The sequence below is a fragment of the Psychrobacter sp. 4Bb genome (assembly GCF_002836735.1).
In the GTDB taxonomy this organism is placed as follows: domain Bacteria; phylum Pseudomonadota; class Gammaproteobacteria; order Pseudomonadales; family Moraxellaceae; genus Psychrobacter.
Map to the genome: position 1 here is coordinate 45,073 of NZ_PJAS01000059.1, position 18,838 is coordinate 63,910.

General features: G+C 46.9%; 6 protein-coding genes. 5 read left to right on the plus strand and 1 reads right to left on the minus strand.

Annotated elements, in window-relative coordinates; all coding sequences use genetic code 11:
- Position 1 precedes the first annotated feature (1 nt).
- From CXF60_RS06255 to CXF60_RS06265, 3 genes are read left to right on the plus strand one after another with little or no spacing between them, the layout of a single operon-like run.
- Positions 2-2,605: a hypothetical protein gene (locus CXF60_RS06255; RefSeq protein WP_102091245.1), complete on the plus strand. Its 2,604-nt coding sequence runs from the start codon at positions 2-4 to the stop codon at positions 2,603-2,605.
- On the plus strand, positions 2,598-3,983 hold the full coding sequence (locus CXF60_RS14420; protein WP_180958105.1) for a hypothetical protein: 1,386 nt from the start codon (positions 2,598-2,600) through the stop codon (positions 3,981-3,983). The genes CXF60_RS06255 and CXF60_RS14420 overlap by 8 nt, the downstream gene beginning before the upstream one ends.
- Positions 3,983-6,679, plus strand: coding sequence for a coiled-coil domain-containing protein (locus tag CXF60_RS06265; protein WP_102091246.1), 2,697 nt, complete (start codon positions 3,983-3,985; stop codon positions 6,677-6,679). The genes CXF60_RS14420 and CXF60_RS06265 overlap by 1 nt, the downstream gene beginning before the upstream one ends.
- 55 nt (positions 6,680-6,734) lie before the next feature.
- On the opposite strand, the gene CXF60_RS06270 is transcribed toward CXF60_RS06265, so the two are convergent.
- The gene (locus CXF60_RS06270; protein ID WP_102091247.1) at positions 6,735-7,244 is read right to left on the minus strand and encodes a hypothetical protein; all 510 of its coding nucleotides are present in this window, start codon (positions 7,242-7,244) and stop codon (positions 6,735-6,737) included.
- Between the two features lie 86 nt (positions 7,245-7,330).
- Between CXF60_RS06270 and CXF60_RS06275 the strand changes: the two genes are divergently transcribed.
- Both CXF60_RS06275 and CXF60_RS06280 read left to right on the plus strand, forming a co-directional pair.
- Positions 7,331-8,518: a hypothetical protein gene (locus tag CXF60_RS06275; protein ID WP_145990204.1), complete on the plus strand. Its 1,188-nt coding sequence runs from the start codon at positions 7,331-7,333 to the stop codon at positions 8,516-8,518.
- Positions 8,519-8,529: 11 nt separating this feature from the next.
- Complete coding sequence (locus CXF60_RS06280) at positions 8,530-18,705, plus strand: PLxRFG domain-containing protein (protein WP_102091249.1); 10,176 nt, start codon at positions 8,530-8,532, stop codon at positions 18,703-18,705.
- Positions 18,706-18,838 lie beyond the last annotated feature (133 nt).

The window sequence follows — 18,838 nt, forward strand, 5'->3', positions numbered from 1 at the left end:
TATGCACCAGGGTAGGCCGTATGGCTTGCACGTCATTGGCGGCAAGCTAACTGACCGTGACGAAGCTTTTGTATCAGTCACCGCTAAGCGCTTTAGTAATCTAAAAGGCTTATCGTCTATAGATAGCTCGCGCATGGTTTACGATCTGCCTGATGGTGGTTATGTCGTCATACAAGATATGGGTGGTAACTTTAGAGTTATTGCCCACAAAACCAGTCGCGTTGATCAAATTGTTTTTGATGGTGTGGCTATCGACTACATACCTATGCTGTATTCGGGTGTGGTGTTAAACCCAACACCGTTTGCTGACGCTGGCGTACCTATGCGCTTGACAGAAGTTACACGCAAAAGATTGTCCGGTTATGACCCCCGCGCCAACCTGCCAGCGAAGCAACAAACGCTTAATAGATTTAGAGTTGAGTACAATCCCAAGTTTAAGTATTTTGAGCCGGTATATAAAGGCAATACTTTTTTTAGTCAGTACGCCAAGCAGCGCGCCACTTGGTACTCAGGCGCTATGTCGGAGGTAGTGCAGATTGTCGGTGGTTATGGTAAGCAAGATTTAGAGGGTTTGCCTGACAGCACCATAGAGCAAGCAATCTTCAGACTACCGCTGCCAACCATCAATCCTATAAGGATTGAGGTTGCCAACAAGCGACTGCCAGGCTATACCGGCGTGCCTAATACCGATGGTCAGTACCAATACAGTTACGACTTTAACCTATGTCATGGCGTGGCTTTTGATTTAGAGAATAAGCCGTGGCTGCTACAGGTGGCATATAACGGTTTATACGCTATGCCACTTCCTTTAATACCAGCAACTACAACCGCCTCGTTTAGAGAGTACATAGAGTCTGTGGGCGATGACGAGATACTTTATATTCTTGATAGATTTGGCGGTATGCCAAGTGGTGAAAGTTTCCCAATAAGCAAAGGCTTTCAAGCATGGCTGCGCGCTGGTGTGATTATAAAACTGTGCGACACTAAGCATTTTTACGAAAACAGTCCTTTTTACCTTGCTTGCGGCTGGGCATTTAATAGCCGGGGCAGCGAAGCGTTTAATACTTGTTGGAGCTATGATGACAGAGGTATGAAGCACGCTCACGCCTATAAAATAAAAATCAGTCTTGGTGCTGCTATTAATGCAGGCTGGGTCGATAGCAGTAAGCCTTTAAATGGTGAAGATGCAGGAATATTAAACGACTATATATCCAACTTGTTTGGGCAGCTCACCGAAAACACGGATAGGGAACGAGCAATACGCTACAAGATAATGCGCCAGCCTAATAAAGATTTACTTACTCATGCAAAAAACAATACTGGCGATATTAATTATTGGGAAAATTTTATAGATAAACCTATTGCCAATCACTCAGCCAATCTTGTGATGGTATCAAGTGGTCCAGCATACTGGGCTGGCAAGTTTGTAGAGTCTTTCGGTGCGCTTAAATTCCCTGAGTTTACAGGAAACGGCTGCGAGTCTTTCGATATGACGGCACTGGACTATAAAGGACCAGCGGTACGCTGTGATGCAATCGTCTTTGGGTGTTATATCAACGACCAACTCAACGTAGTTAGGTATTTTAAAGACACACGGCAGTTTGCTAGAAAGACCATATCCAACTTTGAAGACATAATGATTATAGGTTCGTGGGAAAAAACAGAAACGTCAGGGTATATGCAGCTTCAAGGGAATTTTTATACCTCTGTTTTTGATGATAGGGAGGTAAACGCCCAAGAGGAATTGGTTACTAAGATAACAGGCGTGGACTTAGGTTATGCGACACCGCAGTTTTGGACACCGCCACTGATGCATATATGGGGAACGCTAAGCCGTTATAGGTATTTTAGTTATAGAACCGAGTCAACATTAATCACCAGCCCCTCTATAAATGTGGCGGTTTGCGTGCCAAGCCTAACAAGGGATTGCGTTTTGTATGCCTACGATAAGCAGTTCGAGTCAAGAATATATAGGGATAAAGTGCAGTTAGGCTCTATGAAAGATGCTACCTCATATCGGATATGGACCTATGATTTTGTTTATCACTTTATTGGCGGTAAAGGTATTGGTAAGCCGTCACCAACGATGGGCGAGAGGGTTTATGCAAACTACGACCCTGAGTACGATTATAGCTCAAACAGTGATTATGCTTTTTATATCGATAGCGGTAATTGGTATGGCGTACCGGAGGGTGGATTTATCGATGTATCGGGCATTTGCTCAAAATACACTTCTCGATCATCAGCCGTACAAAACGTAGGCGGCGTAACAATAGGCGGTGCGCCACCACAAATCAAAGAGTATAGCACCGCAGTAGGCTTGCCAGCTAGGATAGAGGGCAAGGTTAATTGTTCGATAAAAATCGCTGGCGCGTCAACAATAAACAAAGAGCTACCTAGTAGTTTTTACTATAACTTCTCGCCTTACGATACTGGCGCAGGACTTCTGTACTTTCAAAAAGACGCCACATGGATAACAGCTGGCAATCAAGAATACTCAAACACCAGTGAAGAAAAGACAGTTGGGAAACGCGCCTACTGGGGCAGCACCAAACTTGCTGATCATAAGTCAGCGCATTGTTTTATAGGAGTGATTAATGAGTAACTATAGAGATGACAGTCAAGATACGGCGATTGCTAGCAACACAACATTTGGCGGTTTGCGTGCGGTCGTTGAGGAGTTACTGCGCGTATCGGACGCCCTGCTTTTTGGTATTGCTATCACTCTATCTAGTAGCGCGCTTGCCAGCGATGAGGTAATTGATAGTAGCATACAGGTCTTACAAGACAGCGCTTTAATATCTGAACACGTAACAGACATCAAGGCCGCACGCCAGCTACACACTGACAGCGCCAAAGCAAACGAGCAGTATCAGCATGGCTTACTGGCGGTGCAATCTGATAGCGCTACTGCTAATGATGAACTACTGAGCGGCAGCACACGCTCGATTACTACTGACAGCGCCCAAGTATCTGACAGCACGGCCAGCCAGCGTATTGTCACACACTTAATTACAGACAGCGCACGCGCCAAAGATTGTATTACGGCCATTGAGCGCGACTTGATTGTTGATAGCCTAGCTATTACTGACACTACCGCCGATAAGCTGCAAGCGGTACAGTTAATCAATGACAGCGCTGGCGTGACTGATAGTGCTACTGGCAGTATCGCCACCCTTATTACAGACAGCGCCTTTGCTTATGGGCAGCCATTCACTCAGCGCAATGTCGTAAGTTTTGTGGCAGACAGCACGCCTATCGGTGACAGCCTGCTATTCAATCGCGCTGATATTATCATCGATGATGTGGCTATTAGCGACACAACTACTGGCAAGTTTGGCGCTGCTGGCACGCTGATTGATACCGCAGCCATAAGTGATGCTGTCCTCGATAGCATTATTCAAAACGCTATCATCATGGACAGCATTGCTATCACTGATGAGGTGATAGACAAGCTCGATGCCATGGTATTAATCATCGATGGCGCAGTGATTGAGGATAACGTGCTCAGTAGTGGCGGTGCACAAGGTCAGGCGTGGACAGCCAATGTCGATAGTTGGGCCATGAGTCGTTACAACCCTTATAACTATAATCGCTTAGTTGTTATCAATGGCGTGCTATACGGTGAAGCTGATGACGGTATCTATCGACTTGATGAACAAGTGAGCGCGGTAACGGCTAGTGTTAAGACTGGCAAGATGGATTTAGGTAAAGGCGCACTGACACACCCATCAACAGCCTATCTTGAATACGAGCTAAACGGTGGTGCCAGTATGACGGTCAGCACCACGCAAAAAGGAGTAGCGCAGCAATACACCTATATGCTTCCTAGTGAAGTGGCTGACGAGCTTACTAATGGTCGCTTTATCTTTGGTCGCGGCCTGCGTGGTCGTCACTTTGCTTTTGAATTAATCATGATTGGTACACATGGCCATGTAAATGACTTGTTTATCGAGCACACCCCAACCAGTCGGAGAGTATAATGCCATTAACCATTAGAGGTGCCATAGCAGATAATATGCTATACCGAGCTACCGACACGGTAGTTGAAAAGATAAAAGACTTGGATGGCTTGTCTCAGCGATTTAATAACGAGCTATCAGCCGTGTTAAGTGATATTGGCGGTATTACCATCGCTGACGTTGAGGCACCAGTCAGGCCACAAACGCCTGAAGCCATCGTGCCATCATATGAGATAGGTGCGTTCCCTACGTTTGATCCAGCAAACTTATCTATTCCTGCCATGCCAGCCATGACAAACATAGATAAATTTTTGAGCAATCTTGATGTCACTGATCTAGGGCCTGAACCTGAAGCGCCAACAGCAATATCTATTACAGCGCCACAAGCACCCGAGCTTGAGCGAATAGACCTGCCAGCACGTCCAGACATTATCACAACCGTCGACTTCCCTGATGCGCCAACGATTGACGATATTGTGATGCCTGAGCGTAACAGCTCGACCATTACTATCGACATTCCCGACATGCCGACGGTTGACACAATAGCCGCGCCCGATAGACCTGATGTTGATTTATCGGTCAATATGCCGACAGCGCCTACGCTCAAAGAGTATGACGCACCTGTTGAACCCGACTTTGACACCAGTATCACGCTACCCACACTTGATGCTATTGATCAGCTCAATGCGCCTGTCAGACCGAATATTGATACCAACGTAGATATACCGAAAGATTATGAGTTGGTACTGCCTGAGCTTGCAGAATTAGAAGCATTAAAGATAGATGACTTTACTATTCCTGAATTTGAAATACCTGAAGCACCTAATAATGCAGCAGACTTACAACCTTATGAAGATTTTGACGCCGACTGGTGGAAAGGTGATGTCGATAACGAGTATGACAATACGCATTACGACGAGCTGGTCACCGTCGCAAAAGATATGCTGGCACGTCCTGAAAACTTTGGCCTGCCTGATGCCGTTGTAGCAGCGCTATTTAATAAACCTCGTGAGCGTATCAGTAGAGAAGTAGAGCGCGACGTACAAGAGGCGGTCAATACTTTTGCTGCGCGTGGTTTTAGCATGCCGCCAGGTATGCTTGCCAAACAAGCCAATGTCGCAAGGCAAGAAGGCCAGTTACGAGTGGCTGACTTGAACCGTGACATATTCACAGAAGCCAGCAAGATGCAGATCGAAGCGCTTAGGTTTGCCGTGGAAAAAGGCATCGCATTAGAACAAGCTGCGTATGATCGCCATCAAGACATGATTAACCGATTGTTTGAAGTGGCTAAGTACAATGTAGAAGCTGGTTTTCGCTTGTATGAGTATCAGTTCACTATCTTTAATACGCAAAATGAAAGCTATAAGATACTGGTCGATACCTACAAGACCAAACTTGCTATGTTCATCGACGGTATAAGACTGCGCTTAGATAGTAAGCAAGCACAAGGACAGCTTAACGCGCAAGAGTTAGAAGTGTACCGGGCAAAATTGGCAGGCGCGACTGCCGACGCTGAAGTGTTTAAAACCAATATGCTTGCAGTGCAGATGCGTGTTGATATTATTAAGACTCAGTTTGATGCCTATCGTACTGATATGCAGGCTTACGCTGAGCAGTTGGGCGCTGAGCGTTTAAAGATTGAGAAGTACGACGCTGAAATGCGCGGTCAGCAGGCTAAAATCGGTATGGCTCAGACACGCGCTGATATTTATGCCAAACAAATTCAAGCTTATGGCGGCAAGATTGAAGGCGAGCGCTTAAAGCTAGATGCCTATAAAACTCAGATTGAAGGTGAACAGGCACGTCTAGGCGTCGCTAGTACGCAAGCTCAGATATATGGTATCGATATCGATGCTTATAATGCAAGGCTTGGCGGTGAGAAGGTTAAGCTTGAGATGCATGAAGCTGCTTTACGTGGCGAAGCTATCAAGGCTGATATCATGCAGACAGAAGCAGGTATCTATGAGACTGATGTGAGAGCTGCGCTATCTAAAACAGAAGCTGGACGATTGCAGCTTGCCAGCTTTGAGGCGCAAATCAAAGCCAAGCTAGCAGAGCTTGGTATTGGTGAGACGCAGGCGAGAATATATGCCAGCGATATCGATGCTTACAAAGCGCAGAACGACGCCCAAAAAGTTAAGTTCGAGGCATTCGATAGCCAGATTAAGGCAGAGACTGCCAAGGCAGACATTTATGACAGCACCGTCAGAGCCTATGCCAGCCGCGTACAAAGTTACGCCTCTAAGAGTGATGTTAAAGTTAAGCAAGCGCAGATCAATATTGATGCAGCGCGTGCTTACGTGACGACATACTTAGCGGACGTTGATGGGTTTAAAGCAGAGCTGCAAGCAGGGCTTAGTGAGGTTCAATACAATACGCAAGTATTCCAAGCGCAAGTCGATGGCTGGCGCGCTCAAGTTGCTGCAAACACTGCGGACAGCGAAATGCAGTCACGCTATACCGATATGAATACGCGCACCAACTTGGCTTATGCTGAGATGCAAATGAGTGAATACAGTGCTAAAGTCAGTCAAGCGCAAGAGTCTGCACGTATTGCATTACAAGCAGCCACCGCAGCTGGTCAATATACCGCACAGCTCGCAGCAGGTGCTATGAGTGCCGCACACGTATCAGCGAGTATCAGCGGCTCAGGTAGTGCAAGTGTTGGCTCAAGTGATAGCGAAAGCGAATCAACGAGCTACAACTATAGCTACTAATCAATTACCTGTTACGAGAAACAAAACACCCACTACGGTCGTAGTGGGTGTTTTTTTAGGACGTTTCTTTTTTGAAGAGAGTCAGCATATCAATCACCTCTTCAGAATAACCTTCCCTTAAAACTCTTTCGATATCATCTCTTTCAACCCCTGATTTTCTTTGACGCCAAGCTTCAAACTCAGGGCTTTCTACTATTTTATCTGCATCAGGGTGAGCCTTGAAAATAGCAGCAAAATGCACCTCGGCAGTTTCATCAATATTGGTATTGTTGGATTGGCTTTGCTGCGTAGTGGGAATGATCACAGCAGCTAAAATACCTACCGTAAATATTGCAGCAATGGATAAAAAGTATTTTTTGAATAGGCGTTTTTCATCGTTGTCAAAACCATCTTTAGGAATGAAGTAAAAAGCTATATGAACCAGCGGACTAAAAAGCACTGCCGCGATTGCTAACAAAGAATTATATGACCACATGATACGCACGGTTTGAAATAAATACCAAAGCGAAGCAACAAAAGCGATCAGCGCTGCGAATCCCATCGCAAAAATTACAATACTATCCATGACCAAGCCTACCCCTATAAGGTTTTGTGAGACTCAGTATATCCATCATACTAAGTTATTGTCTAATAAAAGTATGGGTGGTCGTTATGGCTTTAGGAATGATGGGCGGTTCAGGTGGTTCTTGGGATGAGGACGAAAAGAAAAAGAAAGCACAGCCGCGTAGTGCTGGCGCTTTAGGGGTGGGCGGTATTGGGCAGTACGCACAGCAAGCAGCAGCCCGAAACCAAGCAGCTCAAGAAGTCAGAACCGCTTACAACCCGACAGAGCAGTCGCGTGCCAACAATTCAGCTGTGTTGAGCGGCTTGGGTGTCAATGTAAAAAACCCTTATGTTTCAGGCGCACCAAAATCTGCGGCTCTTGATAAAAGGAGCCCAAGTGTTTTTGCTGGCAGAGCAAGCGAGCTTGCCAGCCAACCTGTCCAGCAACCAATCAAAGAGACTTATGCGGAGAACGCACAGTCATCTACAGCACCGCGCATTGGCTTTGACCCAGTAAGAAACCCACAATCCATCCAAAACAATACAACAAACTTTCGTATGCCAAATGCACCGCGTCGAACCATGGCAGAGCAGCAAGAACGCCAAGCACTACTGCGTGATGCCAGTACCGCTTATAAAGGCTCGCAAAATGGCCAACTGACTGCTAAGCAGATGGAGTTACGTGCAGGCATTATCGGCGCTGATGATAAGTACAAGAATGATCAGTATGGCGCACAGCTAAGTGCAGCAAGCCAAATGGCCCAAGCACAGATGTCGCAAGATGGGGCCAATCAGCGTGCGGCGCTAGGCGAGTCTGGCAGTAACAACCGAATGAACGCACAGCTTGGCTTTGATGCTGGCAAGTTTCAACAAACCGTCGAACAGCAGCAACAAGCAAACAGCTTGGCCAGTCGTCGCTTGGATATTGAGCAAAACAATTCTGATGTTGCAAACTTTGCACCTAAGCAGCTGAACGCACTCTATGAGAAGTTTGATGCCGCACAAAGCGATGAAGACAGAAGCGCTATTGCCAAACAAATTCAATCATTAAAAGGCACGCCTGACAAGAAAAGCAAGCCAGTGGTTATCACCCAGACAGGTGAGTCACCAATACCAGGCGGCTTGGGCGGTGTTAAAAAGAATCCGTCTGTTATCTACGATCCTGATACTGGCAGTTTCACCAACCTACCAAAAAAAGAGATTAACTTTTCTGATCCTGAAGTCCTTGCCATCGTAGGCAACAGAGACTTGAGTGATGAAGAGATGCAAAATCAAATAGCGGCCCTATACAGTTAAGGTAGATACTGATGGATAACTACAAAGAAGATAAAAAAGACCCAGCAATCGAAGCCGCAAAGCAGCGCAGTCAAGAGATTGCGCGTTTTGTTAAAGAGAATAGAGCTGCGCCCAATAAGGGTGTCGGTGGACACATACGCGATACCGCGCTCAGCGCGCTGTCTGGTGCAGTATCTGTGCCTGAAATGGCGGTCGGTCTGGCTGATATTCCTACTGGCGGTCGCGTCGGTAAGTTTTTAGAAAATGAAGGTGGTTCGTTAGGGTTTCGCCCGAAAGAGGCGAAGGAAGCTATCGCTGGCGCTAAAACTGAACGTAGTCAAGAACAGTTGCGCGACTTTCAAAGCGCTCAAGGTTTTGGGGCTAAGTTTGGGCAGGCGATTGATAACCCAACTTTAATTACCAATACGGTCGTGGAATCCTTACCAGCAATGGGCGCTGGCGGTGTGGTTGGTCGTGGCCTTGGTGCAGTTGCTCCTAAACTATCACCAGTAGCAGCAGGCGCGCTCGGTGAAGGTGCGGTAGGTGCTGGTCTTGCTGCAGAACAGATACGCCAACAAACTGACGATGGCTTATTGACAGGTAAGCAGGCTGGTCTTGCTGCCGCTACTGGTGCTACTACCGCAGGCTTTGGTTTTGCAGGCGGTAGAGTAGCTCAGAAGCTTGGTATTGGTGATGTGGATACCATGATTGCTGGTGGTACTCGTAGCGCAAGCGGACGCGCTGCCACAGAAGGTGCAGAAGCAGCCAATCAGAAGAATATCGTTAGACGTGTCTTAGAAGGCGCTGCCTCAGAAGGCGTGCTAGAAGAATTACCGCAATCAATTTCTGAAACAGTGCTACAAAACATCGCGCTTGGCAACCCTATTGAGGAAGGCGTTGACGATGCCGCTGTGCTTGGCCTGCTATCAGGTGCTGCTATGGGCGGCTTTGCTGGCGGTATTACTCGCAACCGTAAGCCAGATAGTGATATCACCCCGACTGAAGACATGGGGCAAGAAGCGCCTAGACTTGGATTGCCCAATCCAAACAGACCAGGTGGCGGTAACCAGCTTGGCTACCAAGGTGCTATTAGTGATCCAAATAATCCAAACTGGATTGAGAATGCCAATCCTGATTACTTTGATCGTAGTCAAGGTCCAGATGCTAGCCGTATGCGCAACCTAACGCCCGACCCTGAGTTGCCGTTTAATGGCGAGCTTGGTGGTCAGTTTAGTGCTGCGCAAGATGGCACTATCTTCACTGAGGCTGAGTACAACGACTACCTAGCACAGCAACAAGCGCAGGCAAGAGCGGCGCGTGACGCTGGCTTGTCTGATGTGAATGATGTGACGCCAGTGCCGCAAGGCTATGATCAGTTTGGGGGTGATCCACGCCTGCCAGCACCTCGCAGTGATTTTGAAGTGACGCCTGATGGTACCGCACGCACCAGTGCAGATAGTAATACCGCGCTACAACAAGAGCGTGCTGCTAATGCTGAACGTCTTGCTAGCCGACTACGTGGTGATATACAGGACAACACGCCAGTGCCAAGTGAGGCGCGTGGTTTTGGTGACCTAGACTCTATTGATAATCGCAAGCCTTCTGAGCGCATGGGGCTCGACCCAAATAAAGGTGGCCTCAGTGCAGCCGCTGCTATTGCGGTAGATAGTGGCGCAAGTCCAGCCGCTGCCGCTTTTGAACAAGCGAGTGCACCGACCCAAAGCGCTTGGCAAAAAGCCATGAGTGAGCGCATGCAAATGGCTGATCAATCAAGCCCTGAGTACCAGAGCTTAGCGCAAGCCATGGCAAGCGAACCCACGTCTGTGCCTGCAAAAAACAAGATGCTACGCGATGCAGCCAAGCTACCTAGTAGACAAATCGACTCTAAGGCAGTCGACCCAAAGGCTCGCGTCATTGATGAGAGTCGTGCCCAGACCAAAGCGTACACACCTAAAGGTAATGAAGTGCAAGCGCAGTGGGATGTGGTTGATGCAAGCCAGCTTATAACCAGTAACACCGATACTTTCACACCAAACCCTGACTTTCCGTCAGACCGTCAGCCGCGAGACAGAACACGCGCAGGCAGCCAGAAACAAGTCAATGATATCGCCAATAAGTTGCAACCAAATATGCTTGGCGAAAGCTCAGACATATCGACTGGCTCACCATTTATTGGACCTAATGATAATGTGGTTGACTCAGGCAATGGTCGCACCATGGCAATCAGACGCGCTTATAAGGAAGGGGGCGAGAAGGCGCAAGCATACCGTCAGTTTGTCAGTGAGAGCGCTGGCAAGTACGGCCTTGATACCAATGCGGTCAATAACATGCAAGCGCCAGTATTGGTGCGACGCAATATGTCGAACATGGATAGAAATCAGTTTGCTAGTGAAGCAAACCAAACGTCAGTGGCTCGCATGAGCTCAACTGAGCAAGCGGCAACTGATGCTAAGCAATTGCCTGATGCCAGTCTTTTATCGTTTGGTAGTGATGGCGCGATGAATCTCTATCAAAGTAGCAACTACATTAAAAACTTTATTGCAGGCCTGCCCAGTACTGAGCAGGCTAGTATGATGGACGATAACGGTGCGCTATCGCAAGAAGGTAAGCGTCGCGTAGAAGCTGCCATCATTCAAGACGCTTATGACGCACCCAACCTTGTCACAGCTATATCTGAAACCTTGGGCGAAGGCTCAAAAAATATTTTGAAGGTAGTGACCGATAAAGCGCCACAGATCAGTCAAATAAATAACGATGCGAAAAGCGGTGATGCCTATGAGAACACACTGTCTAAAGATATTGCTGATGCTGCCCAAGCCTATATGGATATTACCAAGAGTGGTCAAGACGTTGAGTCTTACTTGTCACAAGATGCTTTGTTCGATGATGGGTTAAGCGTTGGCGCCAAAGACATTCTAAAATCGTTCTATGACAACAGACGTTCTGCTAAAGCAATGGGCGAGAACATCCAAGAGCGTATCAATCAGATAACAGGTCGTGGTAATCCAAAACAGGGCGGCTTTTCTTTTGACGACGATATAGAAACTCCAGCACAAACCTCACAAGCTCCGCAAGCAGCTAGTGAAAATGGAAGTCCAGAGGTGCAGGACTTGCCAGCAACTAACCCAGAGGTCACCGCCAGCAGCAATGAAGTCGAGATAACGGAAGAGCAGCAGCAAAAAAGCTACGCGCAGGTTCAAACCGAAGTCGCTGACGAGATGGGTATTACTACCAATGAAGATGGCGAGTATGATATTAGTGACGCTCAGTTTGATGTGATGGAAGGCCGTGTTCGTGAGCGTATGGAAGCACAAGCCAATAGTCCTGAAACCGAGTTGGCAGAAAAGCATGGTTTTAATGAAGGTAATAAGCTGGATCATGGCGAGCTGTCTATCCCTAATCGCACAAAAAATATTGATAACGAGCTTGATAAGTACAAAGCGGATAAGGCAAAGCTTGATGCCAAAAAACGTGATGAAGTAAAAGCTAAAAATACCGAGAAGGCAGACGCAGAAAAAGCACGCCTAGCACCCATACAAGAACAGGCTCAAGCAGAATATAAGCAGTACGGCACAGCCATGGTCAGCGCTTATAAAGATAGACTTGAAGCTCAAGGGGTGAGTGCGCGTGACTTTATACGTGATGAAGCAAAATACAATCCTGAGTCTTTCTTGAAGTTATCTAAGAAGTTCCAAGAAGAACAGCAAGCCGCAACTCAAGCACCTGCAGAAGTAGCACCAGAAACCAAAAAATCTGCCGAGGTTGGTGAGTCAAATAACAACCCAACTCCTACTGGCGACTGGCAAACGCAAGTGAATGGCAATGAGTTCCGTATCAATGAGGATGGAGTAACTGTACGCAAGCATGACCGAGTTGTTCATATTCGTGGTGCAAATTCTATAGCAGCCAACAAGAAAGCAAAAGAACTTGTCAGCCAAGACATTCGAGAGCTTCATTACATTGCTGCCAAAGATGATATTAATAACCCGTTTAGTGAGGGTTCTATCTGGCTTAATGGTCAAGGTGATATGATTCGCAAAAAAGGAACCAAAAAACCTACTGGATCTCTACTGCCAATCCTAAAGCAAGCTGAGAGCACAGCTAAGACCACGCCTAAAAAAGCAGATAAGCCAGACGCGACCACCAAGCCAGTCACAGAGATTGAAGACTTTGGCGAGAAGATAACTGGTGCGCGTAAGGATATGGATTCGTTCCATCAAAAAGAAATCACTGATGATGATATTGTCAACCAGCCGCTTAGTAAGATATGGCCAAAGAAAGATGTTGAGTTTATTGAAAATAAAGAGCAGGCAGCATTGGCTACTGTCTTCCGTGGTGCGATACCGACCAAGCCAAGAAAAGGCTACAAGCTTAGAAACTGGGTAGAAACCGTAAAGACTTTTCGCGGTGTTATGCAAAGCATGCTTGGCGATACCATTCCATTAGATAAGATTATGGATGGACTAATGACAAGCGAGAGTATGAGTGGGTATGCATATCATGCAAAACTACTTAATCAGGTAGACAGAGAGCAGTGGTCGCGTATCACTAAGGTTGACCCTCGTATCGGCTCTAAACAAAGAGAAGAAGATGGAAGCTACACACCTTTCATGGGCTTTGTGGTGACGATAGATAAAAAGGTACATATTCTTAAAACCGAAAACAGAGATATGTCCGAGCTTGCTGACCAGGTGAATGAGCTGTTATCAGGTGAAGTGAAAGCACCGACTTTAAAATTTGATTTATATAGTCGCGGTCGCGGTGACAATAAGTCATGGTTTATCACACAAGCCAGTGATAAAGATAAGACGCCACTAATTGAGTTTAACGACAGAGATACTGCAAGGGTTTTTTTAAAGGACAACAACAATGATTTGTCCGAGCTGTGGGATCAGCACAAAGAAAAAGTGAATGTTAAAAAGTCTGATGTTCGATCAAAGGTGACTCGTGACCGCATAGGTCCTGACCATCGTGGCGGCCTCGATATAACGACTGAGCAATTTATGAAGGCGTTTGGCTTACGCGGTGGTCAGTTTGGTAACTGGGTAACGCAAAATACCAAAGACGAAACCACTCGTCAGAGTATGCTAAACGATACTTATGATGCCTTTATGGACTTGGCAGGCGTGTTAAATATTCCACCAGAAGCGATTGGCTTGGGCGGTAAGCTTGGCATGTCGTTTGGTGCGCGTGGTAAAGGCAATGCCATGGCCCACTATGAGCCATCACAAGTGATCATCAACTTAACCAAAACCAAAGGTGCAGGCTCGCTTGCGCACGAATGGTTTCATGCGCTAGACAATCACTTTACCTCGTTCCGTGATGACCCTAACCGAATGACCAGTAAAGAGAATGCTTATATCACCTATAAGCCTGAACCAATGCTGATTATGAAAGACCAGAACGGCAAGCCTAGCCGTATGCGTCCAATAACAGAAGCGCGTCGTAAGCAAATTTACGACATGAATAAGAATAAGGCTTATTTGCCTGAAAACTTTATGCCCGACCCTAATCATAAAGAAGGCGTGCGACCACAAGTTGAAGAAGTTTTTGCAGATTTGGTGGAGACGCTAGATGAATCGCCAATGAAAGGGCGTGCGATCACTATTGATAAGGGAGCGCCTGACGGTTACTGGTCACGTATCATCGAGCGCGCTGCGCGCGCCTTTGAAGGATATATTATCCACAAGCTAGACCAGAAAGGTGCTCGTAGTGACTTCTTAGCCAATGTCACGCCAGAAGATGCCTTCCCTCGCAATATGGATAGATACCCATACTTACTAGAAAGTGAGATGGCACCAGTGGCTGAAGCGTTTGATAATCTGTTTGCCACCATTGACAGCAAAGCGTCAGAAGACGGTAACGGCAAGACGTTGTTTAGCCGCGCAGGACAAATGAGCCAAACGATTGAGAACGTAAAGGCTAACGCAATAGGTTCAACCAACACCACGCGCCAGCAAGTTATTAATAAATTGAGCAGCAAGTTTGGCAAAGAGACTATCAATAAGCTCATTGCTGACGGCAAGCTTGATATCAAAGTGCTGTCAGACTTTGTGCGAAACGGCAGGCTCACTATCCCTAGTGATGTTGATGGCTTGTACTTAAACGGCAAGGCCACGTTGATTGCTGACAACCTATCAGATGAGATGATCATCCCAACATTCCTGCATGAGCTTGGTGGCCATGGTGGTATGCAAACGCTGATGGATAAAAAAGCCTACAACGCACTGATGAAAGACTTTGATGCGCTCGTAGCAGCTGGCGATCCACTGGCAGTACAGGCCAAATCCATCGCTGATAAAGTTGCACGCAGTAAGCAAGAGGCGCTTGATGAATACCTACCATACTTGCTGACACTCGCATCACGCAAACAAGTCAGACAAGGCAAGATAGCTGGCATGATTAATCGTATGGTCATGGCAGTACGTTCGTTCCTGCGTAACACATTAGGCGTGGCGATTAGGATTAACTCGCAAGACATCTTGTCACTTGCTGAGCGTATGGTAAATGAGGTTGAAAAGCAAAGTTCAGCGTTTGGCGCCATGAACGCCATGCCGCAGTTTAGTGACCCCAAAAATCCTGATATGAAATTCAGTAGTCCTGACGTACCAGCCAAGCAGGTTGATGATGTTCGAGCTAAGTTTGAGGGTACTGACCAATGGATGAAAGCGCCTAATGGTAGTGACACCAATCTGAACGAGCAGCAATGGTTGCAAGTTCGCACGCCAGCCTTTAAACAGTGGTTTGGTGATTGGGAGGGCGATGCTGCCAATGCTAGCAAGGTGGTTGATGATAATGGCGAGCCGATGGTGGTTTATCATGGTACGCCTAATAATAATTTCAACACGTTTGATAAGTTAAAGCAGACAACAAACACAGGGTTTTCCGAAAGCAATGCTTTTTTCTTCACACCTCACATCGAGTATGCAACAGGTTATTCTGAGTTCTATGAAGATAGTGACGAGAATATAGAGTGGATGATGGAGAATGAAGGCATGCCGCTGAGTGAAGATAGAGGCGTTAAGCATGTTTTTCTAAAAATCATAAACCCAGCCTATGGTAATACAGGACATAGAGGTGCTGGCAAAGTGCTATCGGACGCTGAAAGAAATGGCAGCGATGGTGTACTGTCTAATCAAACGGGCAATATCGGAGCTGAGATTGCGGTATTCGAGCCAACACAAATCAAATCAGCCACCAATAACACTGGTGCGTTCGATGGTTCAAATCCTGACATTCGTTTTAGCCGAGCAGCTGGCGCGACCGATCAGTTTGATCCCAAGTCTATTGCTCGTGAGTCTATGACACGCTTCTATGATTGGGTGAGCTCAGCACCGCCCGGCAAACTTTCATGGTGGCACAAGACAATTGGTACGATGTATAACTTGGCACAGCGCAATCCGTATTTTAAGCCAGTGTTTGAAAGCACTGAGAAGTTTATCAATGATGTCTCGTTCTATGCCTCTAAAGCCAGTGAGCTTGCGCCAAGACTATTGCCACAGCTTGACTCGATCCGAGATATCACAAAGTCCGCTATCGGTGCCAAAGATAATGAAGCGTTAAGCAAACCAATTTTTGAAGGCACGCTGCTATGGGGCCGTGACCTTGACGGTAAAGCGGTACTCATTGAAGACTGGCGTAAAAAGGTAATGGCCAGCTCAAAGCAAGACAGACTGCAGATGCTCAAAGATGCTAATCGCATCACGCCAGCACAGCTGCAAGAGCTTGCCACGCTGAACAATATTCAAGCCAATCGCTTTATCAATGGCATTATCGATGAAGAGGTAAACGCTGGTCTTGTCTGGACAGATAACGAGCTGCGCTCTAAATTTGACTTGAACGATGAGCAAATTGGATTGTATCGTGAGTTCCGCGCTGCGACTGACAATAGCCTTGATAGCATGACGCGCTCAGACATGCTCAGACGTTTGGGCAAAGATGCAGCTGTTATTGAAGCAGAAGTGATGGAGGCTGGCACGTTACGTGAAGCGGTATTTACTATCGAGCAGCATATCAACGCTTTGATCAACGATGCACCTAAAAAAGAGAAGTCACTACGAAATACGTTTAAAGATATTAAAGAGTCGCAGTTCCGCACCAATGAGCTGATGGATAATGGTTATGCGCCACTGTCACGTTTTGGCCAATACACCGTTGATGTTGTAGACGCAGATGGTAACCGTGAATACTTTGGTATGTTTGAGTCTGCTTATGAAGCTCGTAAGATGGAAGCTGAGATGAAGGCATTGTATGACGGTGATGGTTATGAAGTCAGTCGCGGTGCTTTGTCTAATGAAGAGTTTAAGTTGTTCGCTGGCGTGACGCCTGAGACGGCTGAATTGTTTGGTGAAATGATGGGGCTTGATGCGACAGGCGACAAAGCAGCTGACGATGCATTCCAAGAATACTTACGTCGCACCAAAAACAACCGTAGCACCATGAAGCGCTTGATGCACCGTAAAGGCATCAAGGGTTATTCCGAAGACGTTGGCCGTGTGCTGGCAAGCTTTATCTACTCAAACGCTCGTCATACGTCAGCTGCTTTAAATATGGGTAACCTTGACCGCAGTATTCAGGACATACCAAAAGGGGAAGGTCAGTTAAAAGATGCCGCGGTTAAACTGGCGCAGTACATTAAAAACCCACAAGAGGAAGGTCAGCTTATTCGTGGTTGGATGTTTGCGCAATACTTGGGTGGTTCGATTGCCTCCGCTGTGGTCAACATCACGCAGCCTATCGCGGTATCGTTCCCTTATCTGAGTCAATTCGGTGGTGGGGTGAAAGCTGCAGCAGAGCTTAGCCGGTCATCAAGTGATTGGGCAAAGTCGCTCAAGAATAGAAACAATGATCACTTTGAATCGGATTTGCAAAAAGCGATTGAGCGTGCAGAAGCGGACGGCACACTGTCACCGCAAGAAGTGCACAACCTACTCAAGCAAGCCAGCGGTAAAAATCCACTGCAAGCAGGTGACGGTACCAAGTATGGCGATAGTAAGGCTGCTTTACAAAACACTTTCTCGCGTATCAGTCTTGGTTGGGGTACTTTGTTCAGTCTAGCTGAGCAGATTAACCGTCGCGTGACTTTTGTGGCCGCTTATCGTATGGCAAAAGAGCAAGGTATGGCTGATCCAGCAGACTTTGCTACCAAGTCTATTAAAGAGACGCAGTTTGTCTACAATAAAGCCTCACGTATGAATTGGGGTCGCGGTGCGGTTGGTGGCACACTCATGACCTTTAAGACTTACACTGTCTCTTATATGGAGCTCATGCACAGACTATGGACGCAAGGCGATAAGGGATCACAAGAACGTGCGCAAGGGCGTAAGGCTGCCATGCTGATGATGGGTACACTCTTTATGCTAGGCGGTGCAGGCGGCTTGCCGTTTATGGAAGACATCGAGGACGTTATTGATGGCGCAGGTCAAATCATGGGTTATAACTTCTCAACGCGAAAATCACGTCAAGACTTTTTAGATGCATGGTTGGGTGAGTTGGCAGGCGACTTCATTGAGTCTGGTATCTCAAGCATACCCGGTTCGCCAACAGATGTATCGGGTCGACTCGGTATGGACAACTTAATACCAGGCACAGGTATCTTTAAAGAGCGTACTGACAATACTCGTGACGCTCTTGAGTTACTAGGTCCAGCAGGTGACTTTAGTGCACGTATGCTTGGTGGTAGTCGTGAGATCCTAAAAGGTGTGGCCAATATTGATGGTCGTCAGATCAGAAATGGTGCACTTGAGCTATCACCGGTCGCAGTGCGTAACGCTGCTAAAGGTGCTGGCATGTTGGTCAGTGGCACTTACAAAGATACGAAAGGCTATAAGGTTTCTGATGTCACACCTATCGACGCTGTGTTCAAAGGCATTGGTTTTCAGCCAAAGAGCGTGTCAAAAATTCAGCAAGCAAACTATCTTGGTCAGTCGTCAACGTCTTACTACAATTTACGCGCCTCAGATATCAGAGCGTTATGGGCCGCTGGCGTGTCAGAAGGCAATCAGGCAAAAGTGGCTGATGCTCGTGCTGCAGTTGCAGATTGGAATAAGAAAAACCCTGAGCAGCCTATCGTTATTAAACCAAACGATATCGCTCGTCGTGTGCGTGAGATGAATATGGACAAATCAGATCGCGTCGTCAAGCTGGCACCTAAGTCAATGCGTGGTCAGATGGCGCAAGACTTCGCTCAGGTGCGCGAAGGTTTATAACCAACTGCCTAGCAATCCTCGGTACTTCAAGCCCTACATTAATATGTAGGGCTTTTTGTTTGTAACATTCCAGCCTACGCACACCCCTATAAGGTTCGCCAGCCAGCACCTATCTTGATTAAATAGTGACTAT